Source organism: Microcoleus harperi Pol14_C6 (assembly GCF_036701295.1).
Taxonomy (GTDB): domain Bacteria; phylum Cyanobacteriota; class Cyanobacteriia; order Cyanobacteriales; family Microcoleaceae; genus Microcoleus.
The window spans coordinates 43389-56855 of sequence record NZ_JAUBQN010000011.1; the positions used below are offsets into that span (position 1 = coordinate 43389).

Annotated in this window: 12 protein-coding genes; 7 read left to right on the forward strand and 5 right to left on the reverse strand. The window is 45.8% G+C overall.

Annotation, left to right across the window (positions count from 1 at the left end; translation table 11 throughout):
- Positions 1-171: 171 nt before the first annotated feature.
- Positions 172-612: a pentapeptide repeat-containing protein gene (locus QUA27_RS10705; RefSeq protein ID WP_333067914.1), complete on the forward strand. Its 441-nt coding sequence runs from the start codon at positions 172-174 to the stop codon at positions 610-612.
- Positions 613-866: 254 nt separating this feature from the next.
- On the opposite strand, the gene crtH is transcribed toward QUA27_RS10705, so the two are convergent.
- Positions 867-2411, reverse strand: coding sequence for a carotenoid isomerase (crtH, locus tag QUA27_RS10710; protein ID WP_333067917.1), 1545 nt, complete (start codon positions 2409-2411; stop codon positions 867-869).
- Positions 2412-2950: 539 nt separating this feature from the next.
- Between crtH and upp the strand changes: the two genes are divergently transcribed.
- The 3 genes from upp to QUA27_RS10725 all read left to right on the forward strand — a co-directional run bounded on the left by upp (position 2951) and on the right by QUA27_RS10725 (position 4704).
- Positions 2951-3601, forward strand: coding sequence for a uracil phosphoribosyltransferase (gene upp, locus QUA27_RS10715; protein ID WP_333067920.1), 651 nt, complete (start codon positions 2951-2953; stop codon positions 3599-3601).
- A 282-nt stretch (positions 3602-3883) separates the two neighbouring features.
- Positions 3884-4351 carry a TMEM165/GDT1 family protein gene (locus tag QUA27_RS10720; protein ID WP_333067921.1) on the forward strand — a complete coding sequence of 156 codons (468 nt, stop codon included), beginning with the start codon at positions 3884-3886 and terminating at the stop codon, positions 4349-4351.
- A 59-nt stretch (positions 4352-4410) separates the two neighbouring features.
- Positions 4411-4704, forward strand: a complete 294-nt coding sequence (locus tag QUA27_RS10725) for a TMEM165/GDT1 family protein (RefSeq protein WP_190658036.1) — start codon at positions 4411-4413, stop codon at positions 4702-4704.
- Between the two features lie 443 nt (positions 4705-5147).
- On the opposite strand, the gene QUA27_RS10730 is transcribed toward QUA27_RS10725, so the two are convergent.
- Positions 5148-5654, reverse strand: a complete 507-nt coding sequence (locus QUA27_RS10730) for a hypothetical protein (RefSeq protein WP_333067923.1) — start codon at positions 5652-5654, stop codon at positions 5148-5150.
- Between the two features lie 320 nt (positions 5655-5974).
- Between QUA27_RS10730 and QUA27_RS10735 the strand changes: the two genes are divergently transcribed.
- Positions 5975-7228, forward strand: a complete 1254-nt coding sequence (locus QUA27_RS10735) for an MFS transporter (RefSeq protein WP_333067925.1) — start codon at positions 5975-5977, stop codon at positions 7226-7228.
- Positions 7229-7452: 224 nt separating this feature from the next.
- Positions 7453-9576 (forward strand): iron uptake porin, encoded by a 2124-nt coding sequence (locus QUA27_RS10740; protein ID WP_333067927.1) that lies wholly within the window; start codon positions 7453-7455, stop codon positions 9574-9576.
- A gap of 181 nt (positions 9577-9757) precedes the next feature.
- Here the strand turns inward: QUA27_RS10740 and hisIE are convergent, their stop codons facing one another.
- Positions 9758-10408 (reverse strand): bifunctional phosphoribosyl-AMP cyclohydrolase/phosphoribosyl-ATP diphosphatase HisIE, encoded by a 651-nt coding sequence (gene hisIE / locus QUA27_RS10745; RefSeq protein ID WP_333067928.1) that lies wholly within the window; start codon positions 10406-10408, stop codon positions 9758-9760.
- A 331-nt stretch (positions 10409-10739) separates the two neighbouring features.
- On the opposite strand from hisIE, the gene hemL reads away from it, so the two are divergent.
- On the forward strand, positions 10740-12038 hold the full coding sequence (gene hemL / locus QUA27_RS10750) for a glutamate-1-semialdehyde 2,1-aminomutase (protein WP_333067929.1): 1299 nt from the start codon (positions 10740-10742) through the stop codon (positions 12036-12038).
- Positions 12039-12273: 235 nt separating this feature from the next.
- Here hemL and QUA27_RS10755 read toward each other — a convergent pair whose 3' ends face one another.
- Complete coding sequence (locus tag QUA27_RS10755; protein WP_333067931.1) at positions 12274-12675, reverse strand: ExbD/TolR family protein; 402 nt, start codon at positions 12673-12675, stop codon at positions 12274-12276.
- Positions 12659-13318 (reverse strand): MotA/TolQ/ExbB proton channel family protein, encoded by a 660-nt coding sequence (locus QUA27_RS10760; protein WP_333067933.1) that lies wholly within the window; start codon positions 13316-13318, stop codon positions 12659-12661. Before QUA27_RS10760 ends, QUA27_RS10755 begins: the two co-directional genes overlap by 17 nt.
- Between the last annotated feature and the right edge of the window lie 149 nt (positions 13319-13467).

Genomic DNA, 13467 nt, shown 5'->3' on the forward strand with positions numbered 1-13467 from the left:
TTTGCGAAATTATGTTTTGCTAGCTGGTCGAAACCATCTAGGCGTTGTTGAGGGCAATCGATATCACAGCCCATCTGTGAATTAGATCGCAACTTGCGAAAACAACCATGGTAAGATTGTAGATATCAACACAAGAAGTTAAATAGAGAGTCTGGTGAGGAAAAAAGGATTATGAAACGCAATCTATTAGCCGCTACTTTTTTAATTACTCCCCTACTGTTGGCTGGCCCGGCGCGCGCTGAAAATCCCGTTCACGTCAAGCAGTTACTATCAACTGGGCAATGTTTTAAGTGCGACTTGTCAGGAGCAGATTTAACAGGAGCACATTTAATTGGTGCTGATTTGAGAGAAGCAAATTTACGAGGAGCAAACCTATATAAGGCCAACCTCGAAGGTGCTGACCTAACGGGTGCTAACTTGACGGGTGCTAACTTAACCGCAGTTTTCCTGACTAATGCCAGTTTAAATGACGCAGACCTCGATCGGGCGAATCTGACTGCAGCCATCATTAACACCGCTGACGTATCCGGCGCATCAATGGAAGATATGACCATCACTGATGCCAAAATCTACAATACCCAAATCGGCGTCGGCGGTAGCTACGACCAGTGAACTCAGTAAAAGAATGAAAACTGCCAATTTTCAGTTTAAAACCCGGTTTTTCCCCAAAAACCGGGTTTTTAGTTTTTGTGTAGGGTGGCCAGGAATTTCACATTTTCTCTCGTCTTTCAAACGAACCCTCTGACGCACCCTACTAAGAAGTAGGAGACAATTAATTACACAAAACTATGGGCTACAAGCCTTGTCTAGTAAAAAATTAGACAAAAATCAGTGTGTAATTAATTCTGTCTAATCACTTACTAGCCCTAAAAACCCAAATCAACCGCAATGCGGTGCGCGCAAGCAAACCCAGAAAACGCCACGGCATTTAAACCCTGTCCGGGAAACGTACTGTCACCCACACAATACAAACCAGGCATAGAAGTTCGATTAAACGGCATTCCCAGCAAACCCATTAACTTCTGTCGCGGAATCGGCCCGTAAGTTCCGTCTTCGCGCCCCAAAAAGCGCCGGTGAGAACGCGCTGTCCCCACTTCCATATAATCCAGACCGGCATCTAAACCGGGAAATATCTTTTCTAATCTTTCAATAATTCTCCCTGCCGCCTCTTCTTTTTTATCCTCATATTCCTGCTGCGAAAGTCCTTCCCACTGTTCTATCCAACTCGAAGTAAAAGCGTGAACTATGTGATATCCTGCAGGAGCTAAATCTGGGTCAAGCACGGTTGGAATTGACACCAAAACAGTTCCCTCTGGCGCTTCCATTTTATCCCACTCTTCTAACAAAATGTGGTGGCAGGCGCTACCAGCAGGGATTACGCTTGCTTCTACTCCCAAATGCAAACTCAAGAAACTGGGGGCTTTTTGATAGCGCTGCTGCCATTTTTTCTCGCTAGCGGGCATCTCTTCGGCAGACAGCAATTTCTCAAAAGTATCCCAGCGCGTGGCGTTAGAAACAATTCGCTTGGCCCGGTAAACTTCGCCGGTGGCTAACTCGACTCCGACAGCGCGGCCGTTTTCTGTAATAATTTTTTTCGCTTTAGCTTTGTATTGAATTTTCCCGCCGCATTTTTCTAATCCTTCTACTAATTTTTGGGCAATTTGACCGACTCCGCCTTTGGGATAATTGATGCCACCGTAATGTCTGTCGGAAAATACCATTCCGGCGTTAATCATTGGCGTCAAGTCTGCAGGTACTACAGACCAGTAGTAGCATTCCATGTCGATAAATTTCAGCAAAGTAGGGTCTTTTATGTAGCGCCGCGCAATGTCGCCAGTATTTTGAGGCAGATATTTTACTAATCCCAAACAGGCTAAAGGATTCTGAAAAAAGACTCGGACGAGATATCCGGGTTCTTCTAGAGATAGCAATTCCATCCCGTTGAGGCAGTTGAAGACGTTCCAGCATTCACCGTAAAATTTGTGGATTCCTTCGCGTTCGTGAGGGAACCTGTCTGTTAATTCTTGCAAGTATTTATCATAAGCCTGGGGAACTTCAAGTTCTAAGCCGCTGGGTAAGTGATAGTGAAGCTGTACGGGGTCGGGAATCGTTTCTAGGGTGACGTTGACGGCTTTCAGGGCGCGGGTGAGGAGGTTGGTGGTGCCACGCTGTCCGAAACCAAAAATCATGGATGCGCCGACATCGAATCTGTAGCCTTCTCGATCGAAATATCCCGCGCTACCCCCCGGAATTGTATAGCTTTCGAGCACTAAAACTTTGACTTTCTTAGCGGCTAGCTGGGTGGCCGTTACGAGTCCACCAATGCCGGAACCGATGACAATCACATCAAACTCTTGCTGTGTAGGGTGGGAGTTGGAAGAAAATAACTGGGATTGGGTAGGAGCTGACATTAGGTTAAAAATCTTAATAATTTCCATAATATTACAGTCGATCGCTCTAGAAGGAAGAAGGCACGACACGGATTTTGATACGGATACACGGATTAATTATCGATCGTCAGGCATTCGTCAGATGTTGAAGGCAGATGTTGAACGAATATTAATTACCCGATTCCCGATTCCCGATTCCCGATTCCCGATTCCCGATTCCCAACGCCCCAGCTTCAAAAAAAAATGCGGGAACAGTCTACCATTGCCGACTGCCCCCGTCTGCCGATCCTTTGAGAGGAGAACACTAAAAATCACTATAACCTTATTGCTAATTTATGTCAATACTATTGGAAAAATATTTCAATAAGCTGATGGAGGTCGATCGGCGAAGGGGTTCTAACTCAATCTCTGGCTTGTATGCGCCATCAAGGATGTGATAAGTTGCACAGAGCGATCGCTCGCCCGTTGGGGAAGCCCGCCCCTACGGGGGCTACGCCAACGAAGAGGAGCGATCGCACCGCATAACATCCCTCAAACCTAGCACTCTCCCCAATTTCCTAATGTCCCTGCAACTGCGCGTTTACGTTCCTCCACATCCGTTAATTAAACACTGGCTGGCTGTTGCCCGCGACGCCGCCACCCCATCGGTACTTTTTCGTTCTGCGATGACGGAATTGGGAAGGTGGCTGGCTTACGAGGCGATTCGAGAATGGCTGCCGATAGTCGAAACCACAGTGCAGACGCCTTTGGCAGAATGTCCGGCGACTTTTATCAACCCGGAAGCTCCGTTAGTTGTGGTACCGATTTTGCGGGCGGGTTTGGCACTGCTCGAAGGAATTCAGACGGTTGTGCCGCTGGCTTCGGTTTACCACCTCGGTATGGCAAGAAATGAGGAGACGCTGCAACCGACTTGTTATTTGAACAAATTGCCGGCGCAGTTTAACCCGGAAACGCGGGTGATAATTAGCGAGCCGATGCTGGCAACTGGCGGCACGATTATAGCGACTATGCAGGAATTGACTGCACGGGGAATTGACCCAAGCTTGATTCGGATTATCTCTGTGGTGGCTGCTCCTCCAGCTTTGAAGAGGCTGAGTGCAGAGTACCCGAGTTTGATGATTTACACGGCAACGATCGACGAAATAGTCAACGAACAGGGCTTTATTGTACCTGGTTTGGGAGATGCGGGCGATCGAACTTACGGCACATAAACCAGTCAATCAGTCAATTTTAGATTTTAGCTTTTAGATTTTAGATTGACTCGACAGATAAGTCTGGGGGCTTGTAGGCGTCAGCCAATTTTAGATTTTAGATTGACTCGACAGATCGATCTGGGGGCTCGTATGCCTTTTTGGGTGCGGTAAGTTGTTCCAGGAATCAGTTGCTGAAATCTGCGGCAAAAAAGATGACCCTGGTTTGGTAAAAGCAGGCACAGAGAAAGTTAGAATCAAAAGTACAAGTCAAAAATAAATAGCTTTTAGCACTCATTGCCTGTGAAACTTGATTCTGTTCCGCCAAGCTTGTCTGCTTCTGACTCAGTAAACCTCAATTATGATTTGCCACAACAGGTACAACTACAAATAAAAGAGGTTACTGAGATTTGTGCTGCTTTAACCCCGGAGCCCGCTGAACTCTCAGTGACTCTAAATCCCGATATTTGTCAGGAACAAAAGAAACTGAAGCCGAAGCACTGGGCAATTTTTGCTTCGACTTTTGCAACTATTTTTTTAGCTGAAATTGGAGACAAAACTCAGCTCGCAATTTTGCTGATGACGGCTGAATCTCGAAATCCTTGGATCGTGTTTGCGGGTGCGGGTTCGGCTTTGATAGCAACCAGTTTGCTGGGGGTGTTGCTGGGAAGATGGCTGGCTAGTCGGATTGCTCCGAGAACTTTGGAGAGAGCAGCCGGAGTGATTTTACTGGCGATTTCGGCGGTTCTGCTGTGGGAAGTGCTGGGTTAATTGTCTGCCTGTCGGTAAGTCCTAGATTTCTACAATAGCTAACTAAGAACTAAAAAAACATGGACTGGCAACTTTTGGGAATCAGTTTTATTACAGTGTTTTTGTCAGAATTGGGAGACAAAAGTCAATTAGCTGCGATCGCCCTAGGCAGCAGTTGTAACTCGCCGCGGGCTGTATTTTTCGGTACGGCGTCGGCGCTGCTGCTGGCGAGTTTAATCGGCGTGGCGATCGGCTTCAGCACGGCAGAGGTGTTGCCGGAACGACTGGTAAAGGGACTCGCGGCGATCGGATTTGCGGTAATGGGTTTGCGCTTGCTGTGGCCAAAAGCAGATTTACCGGAAGCATCCGAGTAGGGCGTGGCGTCAGTCGATTTTAGATTTTAGATTTATTCCACAGATGAATCTGGGAGTTTGAACAAGAGTCTAAAATTTTGCTCTCTCCACAACAGGAGTCGTTCGCAAGTATCCGTTTTTGGGCGGTCAAAAAACTCGCAAATATAGTTATCTCAAATTTGTTAGCATCGGAATTATTCCTATCTCTCTTCTAGATCTCTGCGTGAATCTGCGTCAATCCATTGTCATCTGCGGTTAATACATTCTATTTTTTTAACCGCAGATGAGGGCAGATAAACACAGATTAACGCCGATGAGTATTAAATCCGTAGGAGAGCTAATGCCTGCAATTCCAGCCTAGTTTACGAGCACGTCAAAATTTCAAAAATTAGCAGCGGGCGTGAATTCATGCCCGCTGCTAAAGCTTGAGTTTTTCTCAACTCAAGCTCTGAGTATTGTGTCAATTACGCTTGGTTTTGGTAGCACCAGCCGATCAGGGTACCGGCGACAGCCAACTTCAGTGCTTCCAATGCAAAATAGCCTTGGTGCAGTAGATTCATCCCGGCGGGTACTTCTGCTGCGGAATCGAACAGATTTAGCTGCATTCCCAAGGCGCTCATTTGGGGAGTCAGGGCGTAGGTGTCAACCAGGGCGATCGCTAGAAGTACCAATGATAGTAAGATTGCTGTGCGGCTGCGCTTGCCGAAGTCACTGACTAAATTGCTCAAAACCATCAAACCCGTTGCCACCAGGCCTGAACAGATTAACTCAACGCGGTTGAATCCCCAGAACATTAAATTTCCGGCTGTTGCAAACTCGGGAGATGTCATCATGCCAGATACGTAGAGACTGGGCATAATTACTAAATCCAAAATCAGGCTACCGCTGAGCCAGAAAATTAGGGCCACCATGACAATTGCTTGCCAGCGCGGTTTGATTGATTCCACTCTTGATGTTGTAATAGCTGTCATATAATTAGACCCTCTAAAATTTTCTTCTGCCTTTTCTAGAGTTTAACTAACTTTTTTCTCAAATTCTGTTAAGTATTTTTAAATTAATGGTAACTTTTGTGTAACATACCCTGAAGAATTGTTAAGCTCACTTATGTTTGTCATCACATCGGTTAACTAATACTAATTCGGAAAAAGTACGGAATAAATTAATAATTACTCACAGGACTTATGCACTGCTACCAAAGACACCTGTTTTTGACTCTGATTAAACACGGTAACGTATTTTTTATAAAAAACCAGGTTTCTGCGTCCAGAAATAACTCCTAATTTAACTGTATATGCCTAAATTTCAATTATCCTCTTGGTTGCCCCGTCTCCCCCCTCAAGTCTGGATTCTTGCCGCCGGCAGATTCCTCTCCCAAAGCGGCACCGGTTTTACTTTATTTTACGCGCCGATATTTTTTGTCGATGGCGTCGGTTTATCTGCTACTGCTGTTGGGATTGGTTTGGGTAGCGGTTCAGTTTCGGGAATATTCGGCAGAATTTTGGGCGGTTCTTTTTGTGATTCAAAATTTTGGGGAAGGCGGCGAACTTTACTCTTGGCGGCAATTATTTCGGCTGCCGCTTCTTTTGTACTGGCGGCGACTAATGATTTCGTTGGCTTAATTGCGGGCAATTTACTGATGGGTTTGGGTGTGGGTTTGTATTGGCCTCCAACCGAGACGATGGTGGCGGATTTAACGGAAGGTGAACAGCGCCAGGAAGCTTTTGCTTTGACGCGGCTGGCTGATAATTTGGGTTTGCAAGTTGGGATTATTTTGGGCGGTTGGTTGATTGCGGTAACGGGTAATTATCGATCGCTCTTTATTATTGATGGTATCTCGTTTTTAGTGCTGTTTGCGGTGGTGGCGATCGCGATCGCCGAAACCTACAAACCAGCTAATCCAGCGGATAGAGGCAAAAAAAATCGGGAAAATGGCTGGATGGTGGCGCTGAGCGATCGAAGTCTTCTAGTTTATGCTTTAGTAAATACTCTGTTCACGTTATATATTTCCCAAATCCAAACCACAATGCCGCTGTACTTTAGCAAGTTTGTCGCGGTGGGGACATCGGGAAAAGGCTTTTCAACAGGTACAATTACCGTTTTGTTTGCTTTTAGCACGTTTTTAACTGTGGCTTTGCAACTGCCGGTTGTTAAAGCTTTGAGGCCGTTTTCCCACCCGAAAGCTTTGATGATTTCTGCGCTGCTATGGGGAATGGGATTTATTGCGATCGGCTTGACGGGAATGGCTGCAACTGGCAATCTATTTTTAGCTGTTTTAGGCTTGAGCTTTTTGTCGGTTGCGACTGTTGCTTATACGCCTTTTGCTTCGGCTTTGGTGGTGGATTTAGCGCCCGATTCTTTACGCGGCGTGTATTTGGCGGTTAATTCTCAGTGTTGGGCGATCGGCTATTTAATCGGGCCGCCGCTGGGCGGTTTGGCTTTGGATAGAGGTAAATGGGCGGCGGATAATTTTTGGTTGGGTTTGGCTTTGAGTGTGATTGCGGCTGTGGTTATTTTGCAAAAGCTCGATCGAATGTTGAAAAAATAATTGCTAAAATACAACTTTTGTGATAAAGTAACCCACCCGATAGATAAATAACTCGCAAAAAATGCCTAGCGGTCTTAAGCTCTGATAGCAGGCAGTTGTTTTACTTATTTTATTAGACCTATAAAAAATATTAACTCAAAACTTTGTGGTTGGCGATACCAAATAGTTTTACAATTCCTAGAAAGCTAATAGCAATTTTACAATCAAATTTGTGAGGAGTTCTAGTGAAAACACATCTACTATTTAGTGCGGGCGCAGTAGGTTTACTGTATATACTTGCCAGTTCTTTACCATTGGCAGCCATGCCTCCTGCCGATCAAAAAACATTAGGTACTGAAGAGTTAAAAGAGTCAGAGGCTAAAATTAGCCTGAATACAACTGTTGAAAATCAGGTCAAAGCCCCTGAAACATCCGAGTTAAAATTAGTTGAGGGTCTGCAAGTTGACAACACCGTCTCAACAACCAATCCACTCGCCAATCTCCCCCAAGAAACTGCCAGCCTGAATCTGCCCGAAACAGCAGCATTAAGCGCAGAAAATCCCGGGGAAAACTCATTAAACTTAGCCGAAAAACCAGCTAACCCAGCCCCAGCAGAAGTCACAGAACAAGTATCTGTTGCCCCTTCCCAAAACTCGCAGACACCAGCAGAAGTCAAAGAAAAAACATCTGTCATTCCCACCCCTAACCCTGCACCAGTAATTGCCCAAACAGAAACTTCTACTTCCGAAAAGTTAGCTGAAATCGAAAACAGCGCTTCCTTAGAACCCGCAGCAACCAACAGCGAAACTTCAGAATCCAGCGAACTACAACAAGTAACATCTGTATCTCAACTCTCCGACGTGCGCCCGACCGACTGGGCATTTCAAGCCCTGCAATCTTTAGTCGAAAGATACGGCTGCATAGCGGGATATCCTGACGGCACGTTCCGAGGCAATCGGGCAATGACTCGTTACGAATTTGCCGCCGGTTTAAATGCTTGCTTGGATAAAGTTACCGAGCTAATTAGAGGAGGTACAGGTAACTTAGCGACAAAAGAAGACTTAACAAAACTCCAAAGACTGCAAGAAGAATTTGCAGCAGAATTAGCGACTTTGCGCGGCCGAGTCGATGCTTTGGAAGCCCGTACCTCTGAATTAGAAGCCAATCAATTTTCGACAACAACTAAACTCAAAGGCGAAGCTATTTTTAGTGTTGCCGATACTACCAAAAACAATCACAGCGATACTCAGACAGTCTTTAACTACCGACTGCGGCTGAATCTGCTGACCAGTTTCACGGGCAAAGATACCCTAATCACAGGCTTGCAAGCTTACAACATTCGCAGCTTCGGGCCTGATTTGGGTTTGTCAACGGGCGCATTTAGCGGTTTGTCTGACAGTCAGGCAAGGCTGAGTTTTGAGCCGCAATTCCCCGGAATCAATCCTCAGAATTTATCTAGCATTGGCGCCAATACTGTTGAACTTTACAAACTGCTTTACGTTTTTCCAGTTTCTAACAGCATCACTCTATTCGCGGGCCCGAAAGCTGAAACTTCGGATGCTTTTCAAGCCATCACTCCTTTCGCTGGAGAAGGGCAAGAATCTATTTCTAGGTTTGGAGGTTACAACCCTGTAGTGCGCGTATCCGGCGGCACTTCAGGCAGTGGCTTGGCATCGGCAGGTGGGTTTATTTGGAACGTTTCCAAAAAAGTCAATCTTACAGCTTTGTACGGCAGTGTAAATGCTGCTTTGCCCAACGATTTAGGCTTTCCAGCTACTCCGTTGGGGGCGGGTTTATTTAATGGGAGTACCGTTGCTGCGGCACAGTTAACGATTAAACCAACTAGCAGCATTGACATTGGTCTGAATTACGCTTACAGCCGCCACCAATTGAATATTCTTGCCACAGGATTATCTGATGCGGATTTGGGTTCTATTTTGGGAAGAGATAGACAACCTGTTACCGGCGGGGTGAGGATGAATTCGTTTGGCGGTACTGCAACTTGGCGACTTTCTCCGAAATTAGCTGTTTCTACCTATGGAGGTTGGATAATTGCTGATGCTGAAAGAAGCAATGCTTCTACAACTTTTAACAGTTGGATGGTAGGTTTCCATTTCCGAGATTTGTTCGCACAGGGCAATAATGCAGGTATTCTGTTTGGACAGCCTTTGGATCGGGATTCGGTAAGTGGCGGTGCTCGTTTTCAGGCAAATAAGGCAACTCCTTATCATTTGGAAGCTTATTATCGTTTCAAAGTTAACGATAATATCAGCATTACACCGGGTGCTTTTGTGTTGTTCAATCCTGAAGGTACTAAGGATAATGATACTGTAGGGGTGGGAGTTCTTCGCACTACTTTTAGTTTCTAGAGTCGCGAGAATCATCTCTGTTGGGGCAATTGATGAATTGCCCCTAGCCTGCTGAAGGTGGATAATTTTTAGTTGGTTTGGCTTTGGGTGTCGTGTCTGTTATCTTAGTTTTGCAGATTCTAGATCGAGTTTTGAGGAAGAGGACTGAAGTCCTCACTACAAGCCTACAATCAATTATTGACTATTTTCTGCGATCGCCCAATTTGCGGTAAACTTCTCTCAAATCAACTTCATGGTGAGCCAAAGCAACCAAAGCGTGATAAAATAAATCCGCAACTTCCCCAGCAATCCCCTCTTTGTCGTCATCCTTGCAAGCCATTACAACTTCCGCCGATTCTTCGCCAATTTTCTTGAGAATCTTGTTGTCGCCACCCTCAAACAACTTGCAAGTATAAGAACTTTCGTTAGGATTGTCGCGGCGATCGCAAATTACCGCAAATAATTGAGATAACATATCCCCAGGCGGCGGTGAAATTTCCCCATCAACTTGGTGAAAACAACTTCTTTCTCCTGTGTGACAAGCAATATCTCCAACTTGTTCGACAGTGATTAGCAAAGCATCGCTATCGCAGTCGTAACGCAGCCCTTTGACATTTTGAACGTGTCCCGAAGTCGCCCCTTTGTTCCAAAATTCGGCGCGCGATCGACTCCAGAACCAAGTTTGCCCGGTAGAGAGCGTTTTTTGCAGCGACTCCCGATTCATCCAGGCCATCATTAACACCGTACCGTCCAAATAATCTTGGACGATCGCAGGCACTAAACCGCGATCGTCGTAACGAATCTTTTCAATTGGGATCGATCGGCTCAAACTCGATAAATCAGTAGTAGACATAATTTTTTTTCAACTTGGTAATATATATTAACGCTTTCCTGTCGGAGATTTTTTTTAATTAACCGCAGAGAACGCAGAGGACGCAAAGCAAGAGAAGAGAGAAGATTGAGGAAGTGATGGACAAATTGTCAAGAACTATTTTACAAAATATTACACTTTAGGGCGATCGATGCCGGTGCTACAAAGCCTGAAAAACCCAAGCTAGTATTGCTACTCATTGGTTTGTACCCTAAAATCTATTAACATAGTTTCCTTGAATCGACCTAACCATTATCCTGAAGTCGCTATAAAAGTATCCTACCAACAACAGACCTTCACTAAGGAGAAAACATTGGTTTCCACAACCTTGAAAACGACCAAATCCGAAGAAATTTTCGCCGCTGCCCAAAAGTTGATGCCAGGTGGCGTCAGTTCCCCCGTCCGCGCCTTCAAATCTGTAGGCGGACAGCCCATTGTATTCGATCGAGTCAAAGGAGCCTATATTTGGGACGTTGACGAAAACCAATACATCGACTATGTAGGTACTTGGGGCCCCGCCATCTGCGGCCACGCCCACCCGGAAGTCATCAAAGCCCTGCACGAATCTTTAGAAAAAGGTACGAGTTTCGGCGCACCATCGCTGTTGGAAAACGTACTGGCCGAAATGGTCATCGATGCCGTTCCCAGCATTGAAATGGTGCGATTTGTCAACTCCGGCACCGAAGCCTGTATGGCCGTTTTGCGGCTGATGCGAGCTTTCACCGGACGCGATAAACTGATTAAATTTGAAGGCTGCTATCACGGGCACGCCGATATGTTCTTGGTAAAAGCCGGTTCCGGCGTCGCAACTCTGGGCCTTCCCGACTCCCCAGGCGTCCCGAAAGCCACTACTGCCAATACCCTCAACGCTCCCTACAATGACTTAGAAGCAGTCAAAGCTTTATTTGCCGAAAATCCCGGCGAGATAGCAGGTGTAATTCTCGAACCAGTGGTGGGGAATGCCGGTTTTATTACCCCGGATGCAGGTTTTCTCGAAGGTTTGCGGGAAATTACTAAAGATAACGGTGCTTTGTTAGTTTTTGATGAAGTAATGACCGGTTTCCGCATCGCCTACGGCGGAGCTCAGGAAAGATTCGGTGTCACCCCGGATTTGACTACTTTGGGTAAAGTTATCGGTGGCGGTTTGCCGGTGGGAGCTTACGGGGGAAGGCGGGATATTATGGGGATGGTGGCTCCTGCAGGCCCGATGTATCAAGCGGGTACGCTGTCGGGAAATCCTTTGGCGATGACTGCTGGGATTAAGACTTTGGAATTGCTGCAAAAACCCGGCACTTACGAACAGTTGGATAAGATTACCAAAAAACTGTCCGACGGATTGCTAAAAATTGCTAAGGAAGCCGGACACGCGGTTTGGGGCGGGCAAATTAGTGGGATGTTTGGCTTGTTTTTTGCGGCTGGCCCGGTTCACAATTACGAGGATGCGAAGAAGTCGGATTTGACGAAGTTCAGCCGCTTTCACCGGGGAATGTTGGAACACGGAATTTATCTTGCTCCTTCGCAGTTTGAGGCGGGATTTACTTCTTTGGCTCATACTGACGAAGATATCGATCGAACTTTGGCTGCAGCGCGTGAAGTGATGGCAAGTATTTAACGTGTGCAGTAAGGATGTTCGTTCTTAAAACTCAGGAATAAATAATTAAAGTCCTTGCTGTTTATTGGCAGTAAGGACTTTAATTTTTAACTGCTTTATCAAATAAAGTCCTGAATCGTACTGACTATTCAGGACTAGCTCTTAATCAGGTTTACAGTCTTTTTTACTAGATCTGCACAGGGTAATTTCAGTTTAAAGGCGTGAGGAAATTACAAATTAGAATTATAGAATCTCTCTACTTTGCGGTAGCAATCCCTAACTTAGCTCCTTTAATTCGGCGTAATCTATCCATAACTTCCACCACATTTCCGTGATTGACGCTTTTATCCGCATTCAACACAATTAAGGAACTCTGATTTGACCCCATCACCTGTCGCACCGTACTCTCAATCTGGTCTAAGTTGACTAACTTTTTATCAACCATTAATTTTCCTTGAGCATCAATAGTGACGGTAATTTTAGCAGGCGAGTCCTGAACTTGAGAGGTTGATGCTTTCGGTAAATTTACGGGCAGACCCTCGGATTTGGATAAAGACAAAGAGGAAACAATTAGAAATGTCAATATGGCGAAGACCACATCAATCATTGGCACGATGTTGATCTGGGGAATATTATCAGGTTCATCGGGTAGGCGCATAGTTAGATTCTCTTGGTAGTTTTTCGTAGTGGTGACGGTACAATAGCTCTAACTGGCCGGAGGCTTCCTGAATAAAAGCTATCTGCTGTAAATAAAACCCGCGAAACATATTGGCAAATAGGAGCGTAAAAATTGCCACCACTAACCCTATTGCCGTAGAGACGAGGGCTTCGCTAATCCCAGCGGTAACGCCTGCGGCATTGGTACCCGTGGCATCGCCCAGTTTGAGGGAACTAAAGGTAGTAATTAACCCCAAAACTGTTCCTAGCAACCCAAATAGTGGGGAAAGGCTGATAATGGTGTCAAATATTGTATTGAATCGCTTCAGGATAGGGATTTCTGCCTGAGCCGCACTCTCTAGGGCCAAACGAAATTCTTCGATGTTGGGCGAGTCTAATTCTAAAGCTTCTAAAAAAATCCGGGCTAGGGGCAAATCGCCGTTTACTTGTAACTTTTTGATGGCGGAATCGGGGTTTTGACTGTAGAGCTGTAGCACATCCCGCACGACTCGCCGCTGCCGCCGATTTACCCTAAACCAAAAGGCAAGACGCTCTATGATCAGCGCGACTGCTGCGATTGACGAGGCAAATAGCGGCCAAGCAACAATGCCTGCGGCCTTAAAAATGTAAATGAGACTATCCATTGGTTTGTACTCTCGCTAGCTCTGTTGAAAGATCGCAAGCTCCCTAATGCTGCAATTAGCCCGATGCTCGAAGGCTGGTAAAGTTTCTGCGTCAAGTCGGCACAAGTGATTTAGACGGAGAATTGTTTCACTCAAGCGCGATCGCACGA